General features: G+C 63.6%; 18 protein-coding genes. 5 read left to right on the top strand and 13 right to left on the bottom strand.

The window, feature by feature from the left end:
• Positions 1 to 200 precede the first annotated feature (200 nt).
• Genes B5525_RS25080 through B5525_RS25060 form a run of 5 tightly spaced genes read left to right on the top strand, consistent with a single transcriptional unit; the run spans position 201 to position 6,171 of the window.
• Entirely contained in the window at positions 201 to 677 is a 477-nt protein-coding gene (locus B5525_RS25080; protein ID WP_079568406.1) for a formate dehydrogenase subunit gamma, read from the top strand.
• Positions 674 to 2,230, top strand: coding sequence for a formate dehydrogenase beta subunit (locus B5525_RS25075; RefSeq protein ID WP_079568405.1), 1,557 nt, complete (start codon positions 674 to 676; stop codon positions 2,228 to 2,230). The genes B5525_RS25080 and B5525_RS25075 overlap by 4 nt, the downstream gene beginning before the upstream one ends.
• 14 nt (positions 2,231 to 2,244) lie before the next feature.
• Positions 2,245 to 5,121 (top strand): formate dehydrogenase subunit alpha, encoded by a 2,877-nt coding sequence (fdhF, locus tag B5525_RS25070; RefSeq protein ID WP_079568404.1) that lies wholly within the window; start codon positions 2,245 to 2,247, stop codon positions 5,119 to 5,121.
• A 5-nt stretch (positions 5,122 to 5,126) separates the two neighbouring features.
• Positions 5,127 to 5,957, top strand: coding sequence for a formate dehydrogenase accessory sulfurtransferase FdhD (gene fdhD, locus B5525_RS25065; RefSeq protein WP_079568403.1), 831 nt, complete (start codon positions 5,127 to 5,129; stop codon positions 5,955 to 5,957).
• On the top strand, positions 5,947 to 6,171 hold the full coding sequence (locus tag B5525_RS25060) for a formate dehydrogenase subunit delta (protein ID WP_079568402.1): 225 nt from the start codon (positions 5,947 to 5,949) through the stop codon (positions 6,169 to 6,171). Before fdhD ends, B5525_RS25060 begins: the two co-directional genes overlap by 11 nt.
• 464 nt (positions 6,172 to 6,635) lie before the next feature.
• On the opposite strand, the gene B5525_RS25055 is transcribed toward B5525_RS25060, so the two are convergent.
• From B5525_RS25055 to B5525_RS24995, 13 genes are all read right to left on the bottom strand, one after another.
• Positions 6,636 to 7,301 (bottom strand): invasion associated locus B family protein, encoded by a 666-nt coding sequence (locus B5525_RS25055; protein WP_172899962.1) that lies wholly within the window; start codon positions 7,299 to 7,301, stop codon positions 6,636 to 6,638.
• A gap of 11 nt (positions 7,302 to 7,312) precedes the next feature.
• A complete protein-coding gene (locus tag B5525_RS25050) occupies positions 7,313 to 8,200 on the bottom strand; it encodes an alpha/beta hydrolase family protein (protein WP_079568400.1) in 888 nt (295 codons plus the stop codon).
• A gap of 745 nt (positions 8,201 to 8,945) precedes the next feature.
• On the bottom strand, positions 8,946 to 9,380 hold the full coding sequence (locus B5525_RS25045) for a hypothetical protein (protein WP_079568399.1): 435 nt from the start codon (positions 9,378 to 9,380) through the stop codon (positions 8,946 to 8,948).
• A gap of 1,107 nt (positions 9,381 to 10,487) precedes the next feature.
• Positions 10,488 to 13,457 carry a bifunctional [glutamine synthetase] adenylyltransferase/[glutamine synthetase]-adenylyl-L-tyrosine phosphorylase gene (locus B5525_RS25040; protein WP_079568398.1) on the bottom strand — a complete coding sequence of 990 codons (2,970 nt, stop codon included), beginning with the start codon at positions 13,455 to 13,457 and terminating at the stop codon, positions 10,488 to 10,490.
• Positions 13,454 to 14,914, bottom strand: a complete 1,461-nt coding sequence (locus B5525_RS25035) for an ATP-binding protein (RefSeq protein WP_079568397.1) — start codon at positions 14,912 to 14,914, stop codon at positions 13,454 to 13,456. The genes B5525_RS25040 and B5525_RS25035 overlap by 4 nt, the downstream gene beginning before the upstream one ends.
• A complete protein-coding gene (locus B5525_RS25030) occupies positions 14,898 to 15,578 on the bottom strand; it encodes a response regulator transcription factor (RefSeq protein WP_079568396.1) in 681 nt (226 codons plus the stop codon). Before B5525_RS25030 ends, B5525_RS25035 begins: the two co-directional genes overlap by 17 nt.
• A 267-nt stretch (positions 15,579 to 15,845) precedes the next feature.
• Positions 15,846 to 17,441: a Do family serine endopeptidase gene (locus B5525_RS25025; protein WP_079568395.1), complete on the bottom strand. Its 1,596-nt coding sequence runs from the start codon at positions 17,439 to 17,441 to the stop codon at positions 15,846 to 15,848.
• A gap of 242 nt (positions 17,442 to 17,683) precedes the next feature.
• On the bottom strand, positions 17,684 to 18,130 hold the full coding sequence (locus B5525_RS25020) for a cytochrome c-type biogenesis protein (protein ID WP_079573752.1): 447 nt from the start codon (positions 18,128 to 18,130) through the stop codon (positions 17,684 to 17,686).
• A gap of 122 nt (positions 18,131 to 18,252) precedes the next feature.
• A complete protein-coding gene (ccmE, locus tag B5525_RS25015) occupies positions 18,253 to 18,744 on the bottom strand; it encodes a cytochrome c maturation protein CcmE (RefSeq protein WP_079568394.1) in 492 nt (163 codons plus the stop codon).
• A gap of 161 nt (positions 18,745 to 18,905) precedes the next feature.
• The gene (gene ccmI / locus B5525_RS25010) at positions 18,906 to 20,012 is read right to left on the bottom strand and encodes a c-type cytochrome biogenesis protein CcmI (protein WP_079573750.1); all 1,107 of its coding nucleotides are present in this window, start codon (positions 20,010 to 20,012) and stop codon (positions 18,906 to 18,908) included.
• A 156-nt stretch (positions 20,013 to 20,168) separates the two neighbouring features.
• Positions 20,169 to 20,438: a hypothetical protein gene (locus B5525_RS25005; RefSeq protein ID WP_079568393.1), complete on the bottom strand. Its 270-nt coding sequence runs from the start codon at positions 20,436 to 20,438 to the stop codon at positions 20,169 to 20,171.
• A gap of 100 nt (positions 20,439 to 20,538) precedes the next feature.
• Positions 20,539 to 21,975, bottom strand: a complete 1,437-nt coding sequence (locus B5525_RS25000) for a hypothetical protein (RefSeq protein ID WP_079568392.1) — start codon at positions 21,973 to 21,975, stop codon at positions 20,539 to 20,541.
• 116 nt (positions 21,976 to 22,091) lie between these two features.
• Positions 22,092 to 23,468, bottom strand: coding sequence for a sensor histidine kinase (locus B5525_RS24995; protein ID WP_079568391.1), 1,377 nt, complete (start codon positions 23,466 to 23,468; stop codon positions 22,092 to 22,094).
• Positions 23,469 to 23,481 lie beyond the last annotated feature (13 nt).

Here is a 23,481-nt window from a genome sequence, read left to right as displayed (position 1 = left end):
CACGTATGCCAAAGGGGCGCGTCCGATGCGCGCGGCGCCGCTTCTGACGGCTGCCGCGCAGCTGATTGTATTTTCATATCGTTCGATTTCATACGCCTATTGATTGCATTTCAGTATCGCCGCACGGGACTGCTTTATTGATCTTTTGAGGTTTTCCAACTTTCATTCGTTCTTAGTTTGACGTTCAGCGAGACGCAGGAATGACAGCCGTTTACGAACCCTGGGATGCGGCGCGCGGCGCTGAAATCATTGCCGAACACACGCATCTCGAAGGCGCCACGCTGGTGATGCTGCATGCGCTGCAGGAAGCCTTCGGCTATGTGCCGGAGCCGGCCATTCCCATGATCGCCTCCGCCTTGAATTTATCGCGCGCCGAAGTTCACGGTGTGTTTACCTTCTACCACGATTTCCGCCGCGAGCCGGCCGGCAGGCACGTGCTGAAACTGTGCCGCGCCGAGGCCTGCCAGGCCGCCGGCGGCGATGCGCTGGCCGCGCGCGCCGAAGCCAAGCTCGGCATCGGAATCGGAAATACCACGGCCGACAACCGCGTGACGCTGGAGCCGATCTACTGCCTCGGCCTGTGCGCGACGGCACCGTCGGCGATGCTGGACGGCCGGGTCGTCGGACGGCTGGACGAAGCGCGCATCGATGCGCTGGTGGCGGAGGCGCAGCGATGAATTTACGGATTTTCATCCCTCGCGACGCCGGCGCGGTTGCGGTCGGCGCCGATGAAGTGGCGGTCGCTCTGGAACAGGCGGCATCACAACGCGGCGTTGCCGTCGATATCGTCAGGACCGGCTCGCGCGGCCTGTACTGGCTGGAGCCGATGGTCGAAGTCGCAACCCCGCAAGGCCGTGTCGCGTTCGGTCCTCTGACCCCGGCCGACGCATCTGCCGTGCTCGAGGCTGTCATGACCGACGGCCCGCATCGGCTGCGGCTCGGCGTCACCGAGAATATTCCCTGGCTGAAGCGCCAGACCCGCCTGACCTTCGCCCGCTGCGGCGTGGTCGATCCCCGCTCGGTCGAGGATTACCGCGCCCATCAGGGTTTTAAGGGCCTCGAGCGGGCGCTGGAACTGACGCCGGATGCCATTATCGCCGACGTCACTGCCTCGGGCCTGCGCGGCCGCGGTGGCGCCGGTTTCCCCACCGGCATCAAGTGGAAGACCGTGGCGCAGACTTCCGCCGACCGCAAATACATCGTCTGCAACGCAGACGAAGGCGACAGCGGCACCTTCGCCGACCGCATGATCATGGAGGGCGATCCCTTCGTGGTGATCGAAGGCATGACGATCGCGGCCATCGCCGTCGGCGCCGGCAAGGGCTACATCTACGTCCGCTCGGAATATCCGCATGCCGTGGCGGCCATGAACGCCGCGATCCAGGCGGCTAGGCGCGCTGGCTATCTCGGCGAGCGCATCGGCGGCTCCCATCACAGCTTCGATCTGGAAGTCCGGGTCGGCGCCGGCGCCTATGTCTGCGGCGAGGAAACCTCGATGCTGGAAAGCCTGGAAGGCCGCCGCGGCATCGTCCGCGCCAAGCCGCCGCTGCCCGCGCACAAGGGCCTGTTCGGCAAGCCGACCGTCATCAACAATTTGCTGTCCTTCGCGACGATCCCCTTCATCCTCGCCGGCGGCGCCAAGGCCTATGCCGAGTTCGGCATGGGACGCTCGCGCGGCACCATGCCGATCCAGCTTGCGGGCAATATCCGGTATGGCGGCCTGTTCGAGACCGCGTTCGGTGTCACCCTCGGCGAACTGGTCGACGATATCGGCGGCGGCACCTTTACCGGGCGCCCGGTCCGCGCGGTGCAGGTCGGCGGGCCGCTCGGCGCCTATTTCCCGCGTGCGCTGTTCGACACGCCGTTCGATTACGAAGCGTTTGCCGCCCGCGACGGCCTGATCGGCCATGGCGGCATCGTCGTGTTCGACGACAGCGTCGACATGGCCCGCCAGGCCCGCTTCGCCATGGAGTTCTGCGCCATCGAATCCTGCGGCAAGTGCACGCCTTGCCGGATCGGTTCCACGCGTGGCGTCGAGACGATCGACAAGATTCGCGCCGGCGACCGCGTGGCGGAAAACATCGGTGTGGTCGAAGACCTCTGCAACACCATGAAGTTCGGCTCGCTCTGTGCGCTCGGCGGCTTCACGCCCTACCCCGTCATGAGCGCCCTGAAGCATTTTCGGGAAGATTTCGGCCCCGCGCCGACGCGGCTCGAAGCCGCGGAATAACAAAGGAGATCACCATGTCGCTGATCCAGGAAACCGATTTCGGCACCCCGCGCTCCAGATCCGAAGCCATGGTGACGCTGACCATCGATGGCCAGAGCGTCACGGTGCCCGAGGGCACCTCGATCATGCGCGCGGCGATGGAGGCCGGCACGCAAATCCCAAAACTCTGTGCCACCGACATGGTGGACGCCTTCGGCTCCTGCCGCCTGTGCCTGGTCGAGATCGAGGGCCGCGCCGGCACGCCGGCGTCCTGCACCACGCCGGCTATGGCAGGCCTCGTGGTCCACACCCAGACCGAGCGATTGAAAAAACTTCGCAAGGGCGTGATGGAGCTTTACATCTCCGACCATCCGCTGGATTGCCTGACCTGCGCGGCCAATGGCGACTGCGAGCTGCAGGACATGGCGGGCGCGGTCGGCCTGCGCGACGTACGCTACGGCTATGAGGGCGAGAATCACGTGTTCGCCAAAGCAGGCGGCGCGGCCAACGATGCCTGGATGCCGAAGGACGAATCCAACCCCTATTTCACCTACGATCCCTCCAAATGCATCGTCTGCTCGCGCTGCGTCCGCGCCTGCGAGGAGGTGCAGGGCACGTTTGCGCTGACCATTTCCGGCCGCGGCTTCGACAGCCGCGTCTCGCCCGGCATGAGCGAAAGCTTTTTGGGCTCCGAATGCGTGTCCTGCGGCGCCTGCGTACAGGCCTGCCCGACCGCGACGCTCACCGAAAAATCCGTCATCGAGATCGGCCAGCCCGAGCATTCGGTGGTCACCACTTGCGCCTATTGCGGCGTCGGCTGCACGTTCAAGGCGGAAATGCGCGGCGAGGAAGTCGTGCGCATGATGCCCTACAAGGACGGCAAGGCCAACCGTGGGCACTCCTGCGTCAAGGGCCGCTTCGCCTGGGGCTACACCACCCACAAGGAGCGGATCCTCAAGCCGATGATCCGCGACGACATCGCCGAACCCTGGCGCGAGGTGACGTGGGACGAAGCCTTCGACTTCGCCGCAGCCAGGTTCAAGGGCATCCAGGAAAAATACGGCCGCGATGCCGTCGGCGGAATTACCTCCTCTCGCTGCACCAATGAAGAAACCTATCTGGTGCAGAAGCTGATCCGCGGCGGCTTCGGCAACAACAATGTCGATACCTGCGCCCGGGTCTGCCACTCGCCGACCGGCTACGGCTTGTCGACGACCTTCGGCACTTCGGCCGGCACTCAGGATTTCGACTCGGTGGAACATACCGACGTCGTCATGATCATCGGCGCCAATCCGGCGGCCGCGCATCCGGTGTTTGCCTCGCGTTTGAAGAAGCGGCTGCGCCAGGGCGCCAAGCTGATCGTGGTCGACCCGCGACGCACCGAAATGGTGGAAGGGCCGCACCTCACGGCGAGCCATTTGCCCCTGATGCCCGGCACCAACGTCGCCGTGCTGACGGCGCTGGCCCATGTCATCGTCACCGAAGGCCTCGTCGATGAAGCCTTCGTGCGCGAACGCTGCGACTGGAGCGAATTCCAGGACTGGGCGGCATTCGTGTCGCTGCCGAAGAACAGCCCCGAGGCGACCGCGATCATGACCGGCGTCGAGCCGAAGGAATTGCGCGCCGCGGCGCGGCTGTTCGCCACCGGCGGTAATGGCGCGATCTATTACGGCCTCGGCGTCACCGAACACAGCCAGGGCTCAACCACCGTCATCGCGATTGCCAACCTTGCGATGGCGACCGGCAATATCGGCCGGCCCGGCGTCGGCGTGAACCCGCTGCGCGGCCAGAACAACGTGCAGGGCTCCTGCGACATGGGCTCGTTCCCGCACGAGCTTCCCGGCTATCGCCATATCTCCGGCGACGCGGTGCGCGATCAGTTCGAGGCGATGTGGAACGTCAAGCTCAACCCGGAGCCGGGCCTGCGCATTCCCAACATGTTCGATGCCGCGATCGAAGGCACCTTCATGGGCCTCTATGTGCAGGGCGAAGACATCCTGCAGTCCGATCCCAACACCAAGCATGTGGTGGCGGCGCTGTCGTCGATGGAATGCGTCATCGTGCATGATCTTTTCCTCAACGAGACCGCGAACTATGCGCATGTATTCCTGCCGGGGTCGACCTTCCTCGAGAAGGACGGCACCTTCACCAACGCCGAACGCCGTATTCAGCGCGTCCGCAAGGTGATGACGCCCCGCAATGGCCTGGCAGACTGGGAAGTGACGATCCGCCTCGCCAAGGCGATGGGCTATGACATGCACTACGATCACCCGTCGCAAATCATGGACGAGATCGCGGCGCTGACGCCGACTTTCGCCGGCGTATCCTACGCCAAGCTCGAAGAGCTGGGCTCGGTGCAGTGGCCCTGCAACGAGAAGGCGCCGGAGGGAACGCCGGTGATGCATATCGGCGGCTTCGTCCGCGGCAAGGGCAAGTTCGTCATCACCGAGTACATCCCGACCGACGAGCGCACCGGCCCACGGTATCCGCTGCTGCTGACGACGGGACGCATCCTTAGCCAGTACAATGTCGGCGCCCAGACCCGCCGCACCGAAAACGTGGTCTGGCACAGCGAAGACCTGCTCGAAATGCACCCGCACGACGCCGAGCAGCGCGGCGTGCGCGACGGCGACTGGGTGCGGCTGGCCAGCCGCGCCGGCGAAACCACCCTGCGCGCGCTGATCACCGACCGCGTCGCGCCCGGCGTGGTCTACACCACCTTCCATCACCCGGACACGCAGGCCAACGTCATCACCACGGAATATTCCGACTGGGCGACCAATTGCCCGGAATACAAGGTCACGGCGGTGCAGATCTCGCCCTCGAACGGTCCATCGGACTGGCAGAAGGCCTATGACGAGCAGGCCCGCCATTCCCGGCGCATCGCACGGCCGGTGGAAGCCGCGGAGTAGCCGACATGCACGCCCCCGTACACACGGTTAGCCGTCAGGTCTGGCGCGAGAGCGGCACCAGCGAGGGCCTGCGCACGATTCCGGAGGAGACCGCGCTGGCCCCGACCTACAACGGCGGCACCTATGCCGTGATGATGGGCACGCCGCAAAACCTGCGGGACTTTGCAATTGGATTCAGCCTCAGCGAAGGCATCGTGCAATCCCCTGATGATATCCGTTCGCTCGATATCGTGCCTCTCGACGACGGCATCGAGCTGCGGATGTGGCTGGAACCTTCGCTGGCAAACCGGCTGAACGAGCGGCGGCGGCATATCGCGGGTCCCACCGGCTGCGGCATCTGCGGCATCGATTCGATCGCGGAGGCGGTTCGTCCCGCCGCGATCGTCCGGCAAGGCCGGTCGTTCTCGCCACAACAGATCATGACCGCGATGCAGGCCATCGCCCCGCTCCAAACCATCAACATCGAAACCCGCGCGGTGCACGCGGCGGCGTTCTGGATGCCGGGACGCGGCATCGCTGCCCTTCGCGAGGATGTCGGCCGCCACAACGCGCTCGACAAGCTCGCCGGCGCGCTGGCGCAGGGCAAGGTCGCCGCCGGCGACGGCATGGTGCTTTTGACCAGCCGCGTCTCGGTCGAGATGGTGCAGAAGGCCGCCGCCATGGGCGCACCGCTGATGGTCGCGGTCTCCGCGCCGACCGCGCTGGCGGTGCGGATGGCGGACGCCGCCGGCATTACGCTGGCCGCCATCGCCCGCGCCGACGGCTTTGAGGTTTTTACACATGCGACGCGAATTGTCGCCGAGACTGCCGCGGAAGGAGCCGTCCATGTCGCCTGACCGCCTGATCTACATGGCCAACCAGATCGGCAAATTTTTTCAGAGCCAGGGCCATGACAAGGCAGTGCCGGGCATCGCCGAGCACATCAGGAAATTCTGGGACCCGAGGATGCGGACGAAGATTCTGGCGCACCTCGACGCCGGTGGAACGGGGCTCGATCCCGAGGTGCGCGAGGCTCTCGCAACGCTCAGGAGCGTAGAGACGCAGCCCTAACATAAACGCAAGTTCAGGGAGCGCCGTGTGCGTTGCCAACAGGGCTTCCCCGTATGCCCATAGGACGGGAGCCGCGGGAATTATGCACGTCGGTTGGAACCGTCATTGCGAGCGTAGCGAAGCAATCCATACTTTCTTGCTTGTCGCGCGATGGATTGCTTCGCGAAGCCTGTCATCGGGCGGCGCTTCGCACCGAGCCTTTGGCTCGCAATGATGTTAGCCCGTTACAAGCTTCAATAGCGCCCAGCGGATTTGCGCGACTCGGACCAGGCAACAGGTTCGAAATAGCCAGCGTCCGCTTTGCTGCGCATAACGGACTCATGTCGGACATCGCACGAGGTCCGAAAAGTGCCACTTGTGGACTCTCGCGGCTACAGCCGCGCCTGTTGGATGTTCGGCTGGTGGATCGGTCGATCAAGCCGACGACTAAGCCGAAGCCCGGCGCAACTTGAACGTGGCACGCTTCATCGACCCAATTGTTCCCAATCTCCTTCAAGCCTCTGCTCAAACAGTTGCGCCGGTGCCCCCTGGTAAACTTTGGCAAACTCCTTGAGCGGCAGCGAGGTGGTTACACCCACGACATTGGAATTAACGGTCTCCAAGACCAGCATCTGACCTGACTCCAGGTCATGAACCAGGCCTGCATTCGCTACACTTCCGGCTACGCAACCATTAGTGAGACAAATGACATAGGGGATTTGCAAGGGCGAGCCTTGGTCAACAGTCAATTTGATGCCGGGCTGCAGGAATGATCCGGGGGTCACGAAAATCTGCAGACGAGCAACGGAATCGCCCTCTCGTTCGATCAGATCGACTCTGAGTGCAATCTGACCCGTGTCCCATCTACCGTTGATGGTCGTGCGACAAACCATTTTCGACCCGGTCTCTTGGGTGGCCTTGAAACACACCTTGCGCCACGGCGCGTACGTTAGCGGGCGATCTGGCTGTCGTCCCCGAGTAGCGATCTCTGCCTCAGAAAAATTACCGGTCGCCGGGACGTCGCCAAATGGCACTAATTGTTGCGCATCGACCCTCATTGCTGCGGTCGCCATGAACACCGCAAGGAGTCCAGTTGCCAGTAATGGATCCCAGGTTGACCTTGCCGATGAGTCCAGAAGCCGAATGTTCATACCAATTCCTTTCATGGATATTTGGCCAGGAATTCGCTGACAAGAGGCGCCCAGAGTTGAACGGCATCGGCCGAGTCAATCAAAAAATGGCCGTCCGCCCCAAAATCAGATAACAGACGATACTCGACATTGCCGCCTGCGGCCCGAAATGCTTCGACCATCCGCTTTGATAGATCAGGTCCAAAATAACTGTCGTTATGGGTGTAGATCCATAACATTGGAATGCGCGCCGTGCGGCCAAACTCGGCCACGGCATCGACGAGCTGATCGGGGGCACAGTTGTTGTTAGGTTTGCCATTGAGATGACCACCCCGGCCGGCTGCAAACCCGATGATCGCCCGCACAGATTTCGGATTTTGACTGCCAAGCGCAATCGCCCCCCATCCACCCCCCGATTGGCCGACGATGATGACCTCATTGCGCTTGATAAATGACTGAGTTGACATGTAGTCGATGATCCACTTGTCAATCGACGCGACGGCAAGCCCCGCCTCGCGAAACTCAGCGTCCGAACACTTTCCCACGCCCGAGAAAAAAACCCCGAACAGGCCTCGTTCGGGGATTTCGATCGCCGTCGCACCGTATCCAGGCCGGACTGGCGCGACCACAACGTAGCCCTGTCGCGCAAACCAAAGTGCGGCGTCACGAAATTCGATTACGGGAAAGTAGCTTCGCCCTGTCGGGTCAAGCGAAACTCCATGGTTCATCACAACGAGTGGGAATGGACCGCCCCCAATGGGTCGGATCAAATAGGCCAGCATCGGGACAGGCGAGGAGGGAATCGCCCACATCTCCTCGTGAACCTGCGGCGCGATCGAGGGAACGGCCTGCTGCGCGAGCGCCGCGAGCGGCAAAGTCGCAATGCCAGCAATTATCGCAATGAGGTACCGCCGCCGCATCGGTGCGTGCCTCTGCTGTATATCACTACAACGTAGAACCTTTAAGGGAGATATCCAAGCGTTGAATACCTGCGTTGGGTCAAAACCGGTGCTCACCGACTCCGAACGCCACTTCCGGCCTATCCCGAGGAACGGACATCAACGAACCGGCCCGGCTGGTTCGGTTTGTGCCAGCAAGAGGTGTGCGCATTGGCCCGCTTGAAACCTCCCCGTTGAATGCGTCCGGTGGCGCTGATAGCCTCACCCTTATTCCTAAAACAATTTCGGAGGGTAACATGATAAAATCTCAGCGCACGTTTCTGGCGGCAATTCTAATGGTGGGCGTTCCCATTGCGACCTCCCTGGCGCTTAGCTCGCCCGCGTTTTCAGCCAGCTGCGCCGCTATGACTAGCAATTGCGTTAAGAATAACACCGCTCCGGACAAGGTCGCGAAATGCACGGCCGCCGGAGATAGTTGCTCAAAATCGAACGTTTTTGTAGGCCCATATAATGGGAAATCTTTCCCGGTGACCGGAAATTCAGGCGGCTGCGGGACTTACGCCCGCAACAAAGCGTGCTATTGAGCACCACAGCCGATTGAGAGACGAGCCCGCCGGCGGTGAACCGGCGGGTCTCGCATCATTCTCGGTTGAATTAAACTCGCCGATCCGAGTTGCCGGCCTTGCCGAATAAGCGGACACAGGATCCGTTTGCGTGAAGTCAGCGCACAAAAGCAAAGCGGGCATGGCGCGAAAGCGATGGCATATCAAGTGCGAGTGCGTGCAATAGCTCCGGCAACGATTTGCATCATTACGCCAACTACCCATCCCAGCATTATTATTATTGTCCAAAATGTATGCGGATTTTCACGAAGCACAATCACACCGACCGATACAAAAGCCGTCAACGTCGCGAGAAATGTGCCGGCGGCACTGAGAAATTCTGCAGCATCAATCTTTCCACCCGAGCGGCCTCTTGAAGGCTCACCATTTGGTCCCTGAAAAGCTAGCGGCGGTGTATCAATTCCCAAGTAATATCCAATTGCGCCACCAATCATCATGACGACTAAAAACCCCTGAGAAGTGAGCGCCGCGAAGATCGACCCCACATGGGCGCCAACAAACAATCCGCTTGACGCTCCAGCCATCCCAAGCCCAATACGTTCCAGGACATGGGCAAATTTTCTTACGCGGAATTGCATCGTGGCACCCTCCGCATCGCGAGGGTGCCAAGCCTAGGACATTATCCTGCTTTGCGGAAGACAATACGAACCTGCCCGCGCCGACCAAACAACGCTTCACGGCCTCGACGGACCGCAAGCACGCCTAAGTTCCCGAGGCCCTTGCCGAATGCCGCGACGCCGCGGGCCTGCTGAAAGCAACCCTCATTTGGTTCCTGTGGGTCACTGGCGACCGAATTGGGCTGTACGCAGCGTGTCCGGTTTACCCCCGTTAGTGACTGCAATGCCGACATCGGAATTACGGTGAAAAGTGCACTCGATTACCCCGTCGCGCCGACCCGCTGGTTCGCAATGGCGCGCAAGCCCGTTACAGGCTTCAAGAGCGCCCGGCGGACTTGCGCCTAAAATCTAATTTCCTGAACCGGATCAAGCTGTTTCTACCTGTCCAGTCCCCCTTTGAAAAAATATTCTGGTTTTCCGAAATCACAAATCACCTTATATCCGCAGCCGTCCACCCCACTTAAGGGGCGTATCGCGATCGTCACGGACGCGGGGTTGGATGCGATGGACGCGAGCGGCGCTGCTGACGAGAGCGTTTTGCTTGCGGACGGAGAAGTCGTGTGGTCCTGACGCCTCGACGCTGGCGTCAAGTTCGCGAAAACAAGTTTTCGCGGGCGACGGTGACAAAAAAGCCCGATCGCCGGGGAGAGTACGAAGGAAGCCGTTAAAACCATTGCGTGCGGGGATGCCGGGTGATTTCCGGTGCGACCGCTGTGAATACTCGTGTGCATCTTGAACTAACCACTTCGCACACGAGGCTGCGGGTGCACTGGGCACCCGGCATTCCCCACGCCCTCTCTTGGGGCGGAAATTTTATCAAAGCCTCGGGCGCATTGCGCGGCGGGAGTTAAAAGCATGCCTAGAGGTCGTCATGCGGCTGTTGAAACCGTCATTGCGAGCGAAGCGAAGCAATCCATCTCGCGGCATGAAGAAAGAATGGATTGCTTCGCGGAGCCTGTCATCGGGCGGCGCTTCGCGCCGACCCGTTGGCTCGCAATGACGACCCGAGGGACCTTGCTTGCTCTTCGAAAGTTGAACCGGGATATGCACGAAGCCCCTTCACCAGAGCTACGCCACCCTGCCCTCGACGATCTCGAAAAACACCCGCCGCACCTCGGCTTGCGTTTCCTTCACCCGCGCCTGCAGCGAGGAGAAATCCGGGGCGTCGCCGGCGCGTGCCATGACGCGCAGCAAATCTTCGCCAGCACTTTCCGGCTTGAACCGGTCGCTGACGCAGAGCCGCAGAATTTGCGTAAGGTCGTGATAGAGATGCGTCGCCGCGCGCAGGATTTCGGCCGAAGCCGGCGCCAGCACACCGAGCCGCGCGGCGTTGTCGAGCACATGCAGAGTCGAGACGTCGAGAATGCCGGGCTTGTCGGCGGCGTGGACCAGCTGCAGATACTGCGCGATGAAATCGATATCGACCATGCCGCCCGCGGCATATTTCAGCTGCCAGACGTCGCCCTCGCCTTTTTCCAGCGCGATGGCGCGGCGCATCTCCGCGACATCGTTGGCGACAATTGCGGCGTCGCGCGGCCGCGTCAGCACCTCGCGGATGATGTTTTCGATATGCGCGCGGAAGCCGGGCGATCCCGAAATCACGCGCGCGCGGGTCAGCGCCATGTGCTCCCAGGTCCAGGCTTCATGCTCCTGGTATTCGGCAAAGGATTTGATGTGGGACGCCACCGGACCCGCGCGCCCCGAGGGGCGCAGCCGCATATCGACCTCGTAGAGCACGCCGTAATTGGTCCGCGTCGTGAAGGCGCTGATCAGCCGCTGGGTGAAGCGCGCGAAATAATGCGCACCGTGCAGCGGCCGGGCGCCTCCGGAATCCGGGTACTCGGGATCGAAATCGTAGAGCAGGATCAGATCGAGATCGGAGGAAGCCGTCATCTCGCGGCTGCCCAGCCGGCCCATCGCGACAACCGCGGTCTGCTGCCCCCTGATCCGGCCGTGCTGGTCCGCGAAACGTTCGGTGACGAGGCCATGCACGGTATGGACGATACCCTCGGCGACGTCGGCGAACGCAATACTGGCCTGTTGCGCGGAAACCGTGCCGGACAGGATTCGGGTGCCGATCAGGAACAGGCTTTCCTGGCCGAACAGCCGCAACCGGTCGAGGAACTCCTCGTAGGAATGCGCATCCGACAGCGTCGCGGCCAGCCGCGCGGAAAGTTCGCGCTGGTCCGGCATCGCGCCGAAGAAGCGCGGATCGATCAGGCCGTCCATGATCTGTGGCTGCCGCACCAGCATGTCGCCGAGCCGGGGGGCGGCGCCGAGGATCAGCGCCACCAGCGCGACGAGGTCGCGGTTCTGGCTGAGCAGCGAGATCAGCCGGCCGCCGCGCTGCAACGCCTGCAGGAAGCGATCGAATGCCGCCACCGCGCCGTCCGGCTCCTCGGCATGCGCGAGGCCGTCGATCAGCGCCGGGACGAACTCAACGAACGCGCTGCGCGTGGAGTCCGACCTGAACACGCGGTAATCGCCGGTCATCCAGTGCCGCACCGTTTCCGCCACCATGATCGGCTTCTTGAAACCGAGCGTCGCCAGATACTCGAGCAGCCGCGGGTCGTCTGGGCCGGCGCGAAAGTCCACCGCCGGCAGTTGCGCGGTGCCGGTCGGATCGCCCTCGAACAGCTTTTCGTAGTGCCCCTGCACGGTATTGAGATGGCCGAGCAGGTCGTTTGCGAAGGCCGCGCGGCTGTCGTAGCCGAAGAAGCGGGCAAACCGTTCCACGGCCTCGACATCGTCGGGCAGGCTATGGGTCTGCTCATCCGCGACCATCTGCAACCGATGCTCGACCCGCCGCAGGAACTCATAGGCGGTGGTCAGTTCGTCGCGCGCGGCGAACGTGATCCAGTTGCTCGAGGCCAGCACGTTCAGAGCTTCGAGGGTCGGCCGCACCCGCAATTGGGGATGCCGGCCGCCGGCGATCAGTTGCTGGGTCTGCGCGAAAAACTCGATCTCGCGGATGCCGCCGCGCCCGACCTTGACATTGTGGCCCTCGACCGCGACCTCGCTCTGCCCGCGATAGGTCTGCATCTGCCGCTTCATGTCGTGGACGTCGGCAAGGGCCGCGAAATCCAGATGCTTGCGCCAGACGAACGGCGCGATGTCCGCGAGCAGCGCCTCGCCGGCCTCGGCGTCGCCGGCGCAGGGCCGCGCCTTGATCATGGCCGCGCGCTCCCAGGTCCGCCCTTCCCGCTCGTAATAATGCAGCGCGGAGTCGGTCGAGATCGCCACCTGCGTCGAGGATGGATCCGGGCGCAGCCGCAGATCGACGCGAAACACGTAGCCGTCGCCGGTGCGCTGCTGCAACAGCCGCGTCATGCCTTGCGTGACGCGCACGAAAAACGGCGCGGGCTCGATGTCCGGCGCGAGCGTCGGCGCCGCGGGATCGAAAAACACGATCAGGTCGATGTCGCTGGAGAAGTTCAGCTCGCCTGCGCCCATCTTGCCCATGGCGAGCACGACCAGGCCGCTATTGTCCTCAGGGTTGTCGGGGTCCGGTGGCGACAGCCGCCCGCGCGCGGCCTCCTGCCGCAGCACAAAGCGCAGCGCCGTCTGCACCGAAGCGACCGCGAGATCGGTCAACGCCGCCGTTACCCGCACCACCGGCCAGACGCCGCCGATGTCGGCGAGCGCAATCAGCAGCGCGGCTTCCGATTTCATGCGCCGGAGCCGGTGCATCGCGTCGGCTTCGGTGGTGAGCGCCGACACGTCGCGACAGGTCGTTTCGATCAGCGCGGCCAGATACGGTTCCGGCTCGCATTGCAGCAGCCGGATCAACCGCGCCACATCGGCGCGTACGAGGTCAAATAGATATGGAGAGGCTTCCGCGATGCCCAAGAGAATGGTTTTGGCGCGGGGAAATCGGGTCAGGAGACCATCGAGCGCAGCCGCCTGCTCCGGCGCCAGATCGCTCAGCCAGTCTGCCAGTCGCTGCTCGGCATTTTCGGGAGCGGACACATGCGGTCCGTCCACGAACCCCGCGGCCAGACAATGCCGGTCCGCGTCGCCCGTCGCGGATAGGGTCATGCCACCTTCTGTGGCACATCCGGCGTTTGAGCCGCAAGCCTGTCGGCGACACCCGCCGCCGCCGGTATCTTCAGCGTCGCAATCAGGCCGGGACAGGCGTCGCCGAGCCTGAGTTCGCCGCCATGCAGCGTCGCCACCGCCGATGCCAGGCTCAATCCAAGGCCGGAGCCGGGTTGGGTGCGGCTCGCCTCCAGACGCACGAAGCGTTCCACCGCATGCTTGCGGTCGCCTTCCGGAATGCCGGGGCCGTGGTCGGTGACGCTGAGCAGCACGGAACTGCCCTCGCGGCGGGCTTCGATCAGGATTTCCCTGGCGTCGGCAGCGGCATTCAGCGGCTGCACGACCGGGTTCGGTTTGCCGTATTTGATCGCGTTCTCGACCAGGTTGGCCAGCGCCTGGCTGATCAACTCGCGGTTGCCGTGCAGCGGCGCCGAGGCGGTCTTGACACGCAAGGTCATGCCATCGTCTTCGGCGAGCGGTTCATAGAGTTCGTGAATGCCGCTGGCGACCTCGGCGGCGTCGAAATCGTCCATATTGCCGCGCGCCTGCCCGGACTCAGCGCGCGCGATCATCAACAGCGCGTTGAAGGTCCGGATCAGGCCGTCGGATTCCTCGATGGTGCGTTCCAGCGCGCTGCGGTATTCGGCTTCGCTGGCGGATTTCGCGAGCGCCTCCTCGGCGCGGTTGCGCAATCGCGTCAGCGGCGTCTTCAGATCATGGGCGATATTGTCGGAGACTTCCTTCAACCCCATCATCAGGGCCTCGATCCGCTCCAGCATGGCGTTGAGATTTCCCGCGAGGCGATCGAGCTCGTCGCCGCTGCGCCCAACCGGCAGCCGCCCGCTGAGATCGCCCGCCATGATGCGCTGGGTGGTGCCGGTCATGGCATCGATCCGCCGCAATACCCGCCGCGCGACGAAGATGCCGCCGCCGAGGCCGAGCACGACCACGATCAACACCGACCATTGCGCCGCCTTGGCGACGATGCCGAACAGCCGCCGCCGTTCCTCCAGATCGCGCCCGATCAACAGCCGGAAGCCACCGCTGAGCTCGCTGACATGCACCAGCGCGCGATGATCCGCGCTGTCCTGCTCGTCAAGCCGCCGGTAGGCGGTCTCCGACCAGCCGATGGTTGCCATCACGCCCGGCCCCAGCGAGCCGACATTGCCGGCGATGGCCTGTCCCGCCGGCGTGGTCACGAGGTAAAGGTTGGCGCCGGGCCGCAGCGCCCGGTTCTCGATGTTGAAAACCAGCCCGTGCAAGCCCCGGCGCGTGAAGATATCGGACAACTCGCCGGTCTCCGCGGCGACCGTGGTGGCGATTTGTTCGGTGATGAGGCGGCGCGTGTTCCAGGCGAAATAGCCGAGCAGCGAAGCGGCAAAGAGTGCAAACAGGAATAGATAAACCAGCGTCAGCCGAAACGCGGTGGTGCGGATCAGCTTACCGAATGCCGTCACGGATCATGTATCCCGCGCCGCGGATCGTATGCAGCAAGGGCCGTTCGAACCCCTTGTCGATCTTGGAGCGCAACCTTGAAATATGCACGTCGATGACATTGGTCTGGGGATCAAAATGATAATCCCAGACGTTTTCCAAAAGCATGGTTCGCGTCACCACCTGGCCGGCGTGCTTCATCAGATATTCCAGAAGCCGGAACTCGCGCGGCTGCAGCGTCAATTCGTCCTTGCCGCGCGCTACCCGGTGCGAAAGCCGGTCGAGTTCGAGGTCGCCGACGCGGTAGGTGGTCTCCTCCGCCGGGCCGCCATGGCGGCGCGACAGCACTTCGACCCGCGCCAGCAATTCGGCAAACGAATATGGTTTTGGCAAATAATCGTCGCCGCCGGCGCGCAGGCCCTTGATGCGGTCGTCGACCTGTCCGAGCGCCGAGAGGATCAGCACCGGCGTACGATTGCCCTTGTCGCGAAGCGAGCCGATCAGCGACAGGCCGTCGCGCTTCGGCAGCATCCGGTCGACCACCAGCACGTCGTAATCGCCGGTTTCGGCCAGCGACAACCCTTCCTCGCCATCGCCGGCGAGATCGGCGACATAGCCGACTTCGCGAAACGCCTTTGCCAGATAGTCGGCCGATTCGCGGTCGTCTTCGATGATCAACAGGCGCATTTTTGGGTCGGGTGCACTCAAATGGGCTGGCCTTCCATCACCATGGCGCGGTCGGCATACTCATGCAAGGCGACCTGCCGTCTTTCCGCTCGGCAAAAAAAGTGGGCGGTGAAGCTGGGGGGACCTCACCGCCCTTTGAACCTTCCGACGGAGGGGGGCGTGTTCCACCGGAAGGAACTCGTGGGAGCGGGCCTTTGGCCCGCCCCCCGGAAAGAGCCGTCGGCGGGGGCGACTGATGCCGGCGACACCCTCCATCTGGTAAAACGTTCAGCCTTTCGCCAGGGGGACTGCGACAAAGCGCGACGAACCGCCGCTCTTGATCCGCATCAAAACGCTGTTCTTGTTGTCGGTGCGCGCCGCGTTGACCGCATCGCGTACGTCACCGGCGCTGGCGACGCTCTTTCCGGCGACTTCGAGAATCACGTCGCCTTCCTTGAAGCCGCGGTCGGCTGCCGCACTGTTCGGATCGACCTCGGTCACCACAACACCGTCCTTGCCGGCACCGGCAACGCTGTTGGCGGGCGCGACCGTGAGGCCGAGCTTCGGCACATCGGTACCGCGGGTCGCGCTGCCCTTGTCGCTGTTGTCGTCGGTGTCGGCCTTGGCTTCCACCGTATTGGGCAACTGGCCGAGGGTGAGGTTGACGGTCTTGTCCTGACCCTTATGCACCACGTCGAGCTTCACCGCGCTGCCGGGCGCAAAACCGCCGATGGTGCGGGCGAGTTCCCGGGCATCCTTGACCGCTTCGCCATTGACCTTGGTGATGACGTCGCCGGACTCGATACCGGCCTTGGCCGCCGGACCATTGGCCTGAGGCTCCGCAACCAGCGCGCCCTCCGCCTTCTTCAGCCCGAGGCTTTCGGCGATGTCAGGCGTGACCGGCTGAATCTGGACGCCGATCCAGCCGCGGCTGACAGAGCCCTTGTCCTTGAGCTGGGCAATCACGCTCTTCACGGTGGAAGCCGGGATCGAGAACGCAATGCCGACGCTGCCGCCGGACGGCGAATAGATCGCGGTGTTGACGCCCATCACCTCGCCAGACGTATCGAAGGCCGGGCCACCGGAATTGCCCTTGTTCACGGGCGCGTCGATCTGGATGAAATCGTCATAGGGGCCGTTGCCGATGTCGCGGCCCCGGGCCGAGACGATGCCGGCGGTCACGGTACCGCCGAGGCCGAACGGATTGCCGACCGCCAGCACCCAATCGCCGATCCGGGGCTTGCCGTCGGAAAGCTTGGCGAACGGGAAGTTCGAGCCGCCCTCGACCTTGATCAGCGCCAGGTCAGTGCGGGCGTCGGTGCCGATCACCTTGGCCTTGAAGATCTTGCCGTCGTCGGTCGTCACCTCCACCTTGTCGGCGCCATCGACGACATGGTTGTTGGTGACGGCGTAGCCGTCGGCGGAGATAAAGAAGCCGGAACCCTGGCCGGTCACCACGCCGCGTCCCTTCGGCATGCCGCGCATGCCCGGGGGCAACCCATCAGGTCCACCGAAGCGGCGGAAGAAGCGCTCCATCGGCGAGCCCGGCTGGAACGGCGAGTCATCGTTGCCGTTCCCGCTATCGTCCTTGGCGACCTTCTCGTTGATGTTGACCTTGACCGAAATCACCGACGGCTTCACGCGCTCGACGATGTCGGCAAAGCCGACAGGCTTTTCGACTTTGCTGACCTCGTTGTTAACCTGCGCATGCGCGGCCGAGCTGAAAATGTCGACCGGGCCTTTCGAGGGGCCGAAGCCGTAGACGGCGACGCCGAGGCCGGCGGCGACGGAGGCCATCAGCGCGAATTTGCGTGCGGAGAACAGCGAACGGCGGGCCGCCTGGACAGGCGGACGGGAGGAAAGGTCGGTCTGACGGTCGTTCATTCAAAAATCTCCAAAGCCTGAATTGATATGCCGGGCGGCATTAGGCCTGAAGATGGGTATTTCCGCCTTACCGCGCGCTGGCGGCGGAATTAAACTTTTGTAATGAAGGGGTAAGCCAATGCGGCAGTTTATCGCAGGGTGCCAACGGGTTAGGGTCCGACCCGGGTCCCGCTACCGGTTCCCGCATCGTCGACCCTGCAATTCACTCGCATTTGTAACGAACTCCGTAACGCTACGGAGCTTCAGGCGGGCTTCTCCGGAGACGCCTCGTCCGCCATCAGCGCCGACAGCCGCGCTTCCTCGTCCGGGGTCAGGGTAACGTCCGGCGCCGCCGGTCTGGATCGCCGGCCGTGCATCCACAGCGCGAGTCCGCTGCCGGCCAGAACCAGTGGCGGCAGCAGCCACAGCAGCAGCGTGTGGGGCTCCAGTCGAGGTTTCAGCAGCACGAATTCGCCGTAGCGCGCGACCAGGAAATCAATCACCTGGGCATCGCTATCGCCGGCCGATATCCGCTCGCGCACCAAAAGCCGCAGATCCCGCGCCAGCGGCGCCTCGGAATCGTCGATTGACTGGTTCTGGCACACCATGCAGCGCAGTTCGCGTGACAACTCGCGCGCCCGCGCCTCCTTGAGGGGATCAGCCATGATCTCGTCGGGCTGCACGGCATAAGCGGGTGACGATGCCGACATCACGGCCACGGTAAAGACGAGAACCAGGATTTTCTTCAATCGATCACTCCGCCGCTCGAGGATGGACTGGATCGACGCCGCGGCCCGCACTGGCACCGGCACGCGATGTCCGGCTTGTGCGCTCACCGCAACGCTCCCTCGGTACTCGCGGACCTTGCATTGCGATCCGGTTCCTTGCCGTATCCCTCTTTCCAGCGCCCCTGCTGCTTCAACGCGTCCGCGACTTCCTTGGGCATGTATCGTTCATCATGCTTGGCGAGCACCGTGTCGGCCCGGAACACGCCGGAGGCATCGAGGGCGCCCTCGGCGACGACGCCCTGCCCCTCGCGAAACAGGTCCGGGAGAATTCCGTCATAGGAAACAGGCAGCGTCGCGCTGCCGTCGGCAACCCTGAAGCTGACCGCGAGGTTGTCGCCATGCACCAGCGAGCCCGGCTGCACCAGGCCCCCCAGGCGGAACCGCCGGCCCGCTGCAATATGTTTCTCGGCCACCATCGAGGGTGTCGAGAAGAATACGATCGAGTCGCTCATCGCGTACAGCACCAGCGCCGCCGCGCAGGCAAGCACGACCAGCGAGCCACCGATCATCGTCAAACGCCGCTGCTTGCGCGTCATGTGTAGCCTCTGGATTGCGAGCGCAACGGATTGCGGATTGCGAGCGCGACGAGCTTGCGGTCGCCACGAGCGCGAAACCCGGTCCGCTCCCTCGCCATCATGCGCCGCAATTTTTCGCACAATATGATCAGAAAACCGCTTCACACCTTCGGCATTATCGCTCATCCGTCGAGCCCGAGATTTTTCAGGCCATCGTTCAATTGGCGCAGCCGCTCGGCGTCATTGGCGACGGCCTGACGGGCCTCGATGAGCGCGCCTCTTGCCTTGTCGCGATCGCCCAAGACCATGTAGGCCCGGACCAGCCGCAGCCATCCATCGACATCGTTGCCATTCTGTTTCAATCGACCGGCGAGACGTTCGACCATGCTGCGGATCATCGCGTCGCGATCGGTTCCGTTCATCTCCCTTGCCGCTGCCACCGCATCATCCGACAGCGCCGGCGCGCCGGATCCGCCAACCCGCGCCAGCGCATCCTGAACCAATGGGCGCCACGGCGCATCCGGCGGCGCCTTCGCCAGCATCGCTCGCCAGATCGACGCGGCGTCGGAGCTGCGGCCGTCCTGCTCGGCCGCGAGCCCAAGGAAGTAGTTCGCCTTGGCGTCGTCGGCACTCAAGGCGATCGCGCGCTCGAATTCGGTTTTGGCCTCCGCGGTGACGACGCCTCCGGCGGCGCCGGCGATGGCTTCGCCGAGATCGGCCCTCAGCTCGGCACTGTCGCCGTTATAAGTGATCGAATTGCGATAGGCTTTCGCCGCTTCGTCGTAGCGGCCCAGCCGCGCCAGCACCGGCGCCAGCACGTTCCATCCGCGGCCATCGGTTGGATTTTTGGCAAGGTGCGCTTCGACCTGCGCCACCAGACTATCGAGCGGCTGCGCGAGGACCGGCGTATGGGCGCGCTGGGCAAGCGGAAAATCACCGAGTTGCGGAGAGCCGAGCGGAAGATAGATCGCAAGCGCCAGGAGCGGCAGTCCAACCAGCGCGACGACGGCCACCGAGCGGCGCCATTTGAGACTCGACGATGCCGCGGGCGGCGCGCGGCGGTCGTCCGCTGCTGCCAGCAGACGGCGGCTGATCTCGACGCGCGCGGCATCCGCTTCGGCCGGACCAATCAGCCCGGCTGCCGCGTCACGATCGATTTCGGCGAGCTGATCCCTGTAGACGGCGGCCTCGCTGCCCCCGCTGGGCTGGCGGTCGCGATGGCGCAGCGGCCAGAGCACGGCGAAGCTCGCCGCGGCCGTCATTAGCGCGAACACAAACCACAACATCATCCAGCAGGTTCCGACCAAACGGCGCCATGCTCGAGAAAAGCGCCGACCCGCCGCTTTACACTACCGGCGCCGAGCCCGGCAATCGACAATTCGAGGGCTCGCCGGTACGGCCGGGGAAGCCTGAGAATCTTCGAAAACCGCTGTCAGCCGGAAGTGTTAGGCGACGTCGAAATCGACACTTTGCGCGGCGTGTTGGCCGTGCCCGTTCAGCGCTTTCAGATAATAGGTTCCCGGTCTGACGGAGTCCGGCAGCCTCATCCTTAGCGAGCCGTTGGGCAGAGGCGATGAAATCGTGACCACCGGATCGGGCAACGGCTCTCCGCTCGTCTTATTGACAAGCACGACCTTCGCCTTAACCATCAGGTTTCGATATATCGCTGAGATGACGCGGTTTTCATATTCAACAAAATTAATGACTGGGTTCATTTCAAAATCACAAAAGTAATGATCGGGTTCGCGCCAAAACGGTATGTTCCCTCGCCGATCGATGTCAACTATAAATTGTGATCAGGGCGCTGCACTATTTTCAGCCGGCTCGCGAAGGCTTGCGCTCGCCCGTCACCGCATTTTCAGCCGCGCGGCTCATCAACTGCGCGTAGTCATGGCCGAACAAGACGTCGCAGAAGCGGATTGCCGCGGCGACCTGCGCCTGCCGGTAGGCACGCGCCTTGGCGTCGCCGCCACGCAGCGATTGCACCAGCGCTTCGGTGGAATGTTCGACATATTGCTGCAGGTCCGAATAGGTCCGCAGCGTGACCTCGTTGATCGCGAGCTCGCTGGCATAGGTGCGGCACACCGCGACGAAATCGATCAAGGCGGCGGCTTCGTCGACCTCGCCGGCGTCGATCCTGGGGGCGGACGGGATGTCCTTGTCAGAGCGCTGACGCAGGATGCGCCGTACCCGACCCGGCACGCTGTCGATTTCCGATTGCAGGGAGTTGGAAATGTCGGCCCGAATCGAAGTCAGTTGCCGGCCCCAGGCGGAATCATTGCGCAGATCGAGTTCGGTCCGCAAGCCACGAACGCCGTCATGGAGAATCTTGAGCTGCTCGGCGACGTTGTCGAAATGGCCGCGCTTGATATCCATCCGCAAGTCGGCGGCCAGGCTGGACAGATCGTGAAGCGCGATGGTGACGGCAATTCCGTAAGGAGTTGCAGCAACGCGGATTTCGTCGTCGGACGCCGCCATTTTGATGGCGAGGCGGATAATCTGCCATGGCGCCGACAATCGCTGCATGATCAGCGACAACGCGAAGGGCAGCACTTGCGGGGTTTGCAGCGAGGGAGCGTTAAGAGCTGAACTGACCGAGGCGATCTGCGAATCTGCGAAAACCCGCAACTGACTGGGCAGCCTGCCGTTCAAGTTGTCGAGCCCCTCGCGGGCCTGAAGGACGGCACCGATCGGCAGTAAATCCTCGATCACATTGGGCGCGCCAACCCGCGACAGCGCGCGCTGCTTGTCGCCGCCGGGCGACGGGCCAGCGATCTTGAGAATGACGTCTGCGGCGGCGAGTTGCAATTTTCGGACGGACGCTTCCACCTCGTGCGAACTACCCGTTTGGAATGACCGCTCCAGCGTCGCTTCATATTCACGCACCTGCTCGGGCGCGCCGTCGCGGGCCAGCCACTGCCATACCGGCAACAGCGATGAGCGACGAACCTGGCCCGGCCGCGTCGAATTGCCTCCGACAAGAAATGGATCCAATGGGCGGTACACCAGGCGCGCTGCCTCGCCGCTGCGCCGCCTGACACCTTCCACCCGATCTTCGACTTCCTCGGGTTTCGGGGCGGCAGGCTCCGGACCTCGGACCACGCGACGCAACTGTTCGAGCACCAGCGTGGCGATCGTGGTCTCCTCGCCGCGTTCGATGGCGCGCTCGAACTCCCGCATCAGCAGCGCCTGCGACTGCGGCGGAAGCTGTGCGAGATAATCCCTCAGCCGCTCGATCGATGTCTGGCTCATGCGTCCGGTAGGCGTGCTTGTGTCGGAGGACGGCAAAACCATCCACCGATCATCATAGAAGCGCCCCCGTTAAGAAGTCGTTTAGGAACAATCCCGACGGGCTCGTCCGGCCGCATTCAAACCCCCGGCAGTACCAATTCCGCCCGCAAACCGCCGATAGGGGCACTGCCGAGGCTCAGGCTGCCGCCATAGAGTGCGGCGAGATCGACCACGATCGACAGTCCAAGGCCGGAGCCGGGCTTGGACTCGTCCAGCCGCTGGCCACGGCGCGAGACCTGGGCGCGCTCCGCCGCCGACAGCCCGCGCCCGTCGTCGTCGACGATGATCCGCAGCATCGGGCCGGCGCGGGGTTCGGCGGGCTGCTCCACCAGCACCTCGATGAAGACCTGCGAAGCCGCCCATTTGCAGGCGTTGTCGACCAGGTTGCCGGCCATCTCCTCGAGATCCTGCCGCTCGCCCCGGAACTTCGCCCTCGGGTCTGCGTCGACCGTGATGGCGATGCCGCGATGACGATGGATCTTTTCCATGGTCCGGCGCAGCGCCTCGATCGCCGGCGCGACTTCGGTAACCGTGCCGATGATGGTGAGCCGTGCCGCGATGCGGGCACGCTCCAAATGATGGGTGACCTGGTCGCGCATCACGTCCGCCTGCTCGAGGACCTTGTTCGCGAACGGATCGGCGCCGTGCGCGGAGGCCTCGTTGACGATGACGGACAACGGCGTCTTGATGGCGTGCGCGAGATTGCCGACATGGGTGCGCGCGCGCTCGACGATCTCGCGGTTGGCGTCGATCAGCGCGTTGGTCTCGCGCGCCAGCGGCGCGATCTCGACCGGAAATTCGCCCTCCAGCCGCTCGGCGCGGCCGGACCGGATATCGGCGATCGATTCCGAAATGCGTTTCAGCGGCGCCAGGCCGAAGCGGACCTGGAAGATCGTGGTCAGAACCAGCACGATCGTCAGCGCGGCGAAGGTGCCGCCGAGATAGTAGTCGAAGCTGCGCGTTTCGTCGAAAATCTCGCTGGCGTCGCCGGCCACGCTGACCAGGAACTTGCCGTCGGCGCCGAGATCGACCGGCCGTTCCACCATCCTCAAGCTCTGGCCCTCGGGACCTTCGACATAGCCGAGCCGGATGCCGGCGGCGGTCAGGTCGGCGCCCTGCTCTTCGAGTTTCGGCAGCTTTTTGTCCCATAGCGAGCGCGAGGCGCGGATGTCGGGCTTTTCGGAGTCGGTGCGGGTGATCTGCCAGTACCAGCCGGACAGCGGCAGCTCGAACAACGGCTCGCCCAGCGACTGGAACTGGTGGTCGGGCGGCTCGTCGGGCGTCGCGACTTCGGCGATCAGCGTGCGAAGATAGAGGTTGAGGCGCCGGTCGAAGGCGCGTTCGGTGGCGGCGCGGTACACCGACGACAGTACGATCCCGGTGATGAGCAGGATCACCACCACCCAGGCGGTCGCGGACAGAAACAGCCGGGTGGCGAGCGAGCTGGCGCGCATCAAAGCGGGATCC

This window comes from Bradyrhizobium erythrophlei (genome assembly GCF_900129505.1).
Classification (GTDB): domain Bacteria; phylum Pseudomonadota; class Alphaproteobacteria; order Rhizobiales; family Xanthobacteraceae; genus Bradyrhizobium; species Bradyrhizobium erythrophlei_D.
This window is presented reverse-complemented; position numbering and strand designations above follow the sequence as displayed.

What these genes read in the sequence shown, in the direction of transcription:
- B5525_RS25080 (WP_079568406.1), top strand. Translation starts at nt 201, where the DNA reads ATGACAGCCGTTTACGAACCCTGGGATGCGGCGCGCGGCGCTGAAATC.
- B5525_RS25075 (WP_079568405.1), top strand. Translation starts at nt 674, where the DNA reads ATGAATTTACGGATTTTCATCCCTCGCGACGCCGGCGCGGTTGCGGTC.
- fdhF (WP_079568404.1), top strand. Translation starts at nt 2,245, where the DNA reads ATGTCGCTGATCCAGGAAACCGATTTCGGCACCCCGCGCTCCAGATCC.
- fdhD (WP_079568403.1), top strand. Translation starts at nt 5,127, where the DNA reads ATGCACGCCCCCGTACACACGGTTAGCCGTCAGGTCTGGCGCGAGAGC.
- B5525_RS25060 (WP_079568402.1), top strand. Translation starts at nt 5,947, where the DNA reads ATGTCGCCTGACCGCCTGATCTACATGGCCAACCAGATCGGCAAATTT.
- B5525_RS25055 (WP_172899962.1), bottom strand. Translation starts at nt 7,301, where the DNA reads ATGAACATTCGGCTTCTGGACTCATCGGCAAGGTCAACCTGGGATCCA.
- B5525_RS25050 (WP_079568400.1), bottom strand. Translation starts at nt 8,200, where the DNA reads ATGCGGCGGCGGTACCTCATTGCGATAATTGCTGGCATTGCGACTTTG.
- B5525_RS25045 (WP_079568399.1), bottom strand. Translation starts at nt 9,380, where the DNA reads ATGCAATTCCGCGTAAGAAAATTTGCCCATGTCCTGGAACGTATTGGG.
- B5525_RS25040 (WP_079568398.1), bottom strand. Translation starts at nt 13,457, where the DNA reads ATGACCCTATCCGCGACGGGCGACGCGGACCGGCATTGTCTGGCCGCG.
- B5525_RS25030 (WP_079568396.1), bottom strand. Translation starts at nt 15,578, where the DNA reads ATGCGCCTGTTGATCATCGAAGACGACCGCGAATCGGCCGACTATCTG.
- B5525_RS25025 (WP_079568395.1), bottom strand. Translation starts at nt 17,441, where the DNA reads ATGAACGACCGTCAGACCGACCTTTCCTCCCGTCCGCCTGTCCAGGCG.
- B5525_RS25020 (WP_079573752.1), bottom strand. Translation starts at nt 18,130, where the DNA reads ATGTCGGCATCGTCACCCGCTTATGCCGTGCAGCCCGACGAGATCATG.
- ccmE (WP_079568394.1), bottom strand. Translation starts at nt 18,744, where the DNA reads ATGACGCGCAAGCAGCGGCGTTTGACGATGATCGGTGGCTCGCTGGTC.
- ccmI (WP_079573750.1), bottom strand. Translation starts at nt 20,012, where the DNA reads ATGATGTTGTGGTTTGTGTTCGCGCTAATGACGGCCGCGGCGAGCTTC.
- B5525_RS25005 (WP_079568393.1), bottom strand. Translation starts at nt 20,438, where the DNA reads ATGAACCCAGTCATTAATTTTGTTGAATATGAAAACCGCGTCATCTCA.
- B5525_RS25000 (WP_079568392.1), bottom strand. Translation starts at nt 21,975, where the DNA reads ATGAGCCAGACATCGATCGAGCGGCTGAGGGATTATCTCGCACAGCTT.
- B5525_RS24995 (WP_079568391.1), bottom strand. Translation starts at nt 23,468, where the DNA reads ATGCGCGCCAGCTCGCTCGCCACCCGGCTGTTTCTGTCCGCGACCGCC.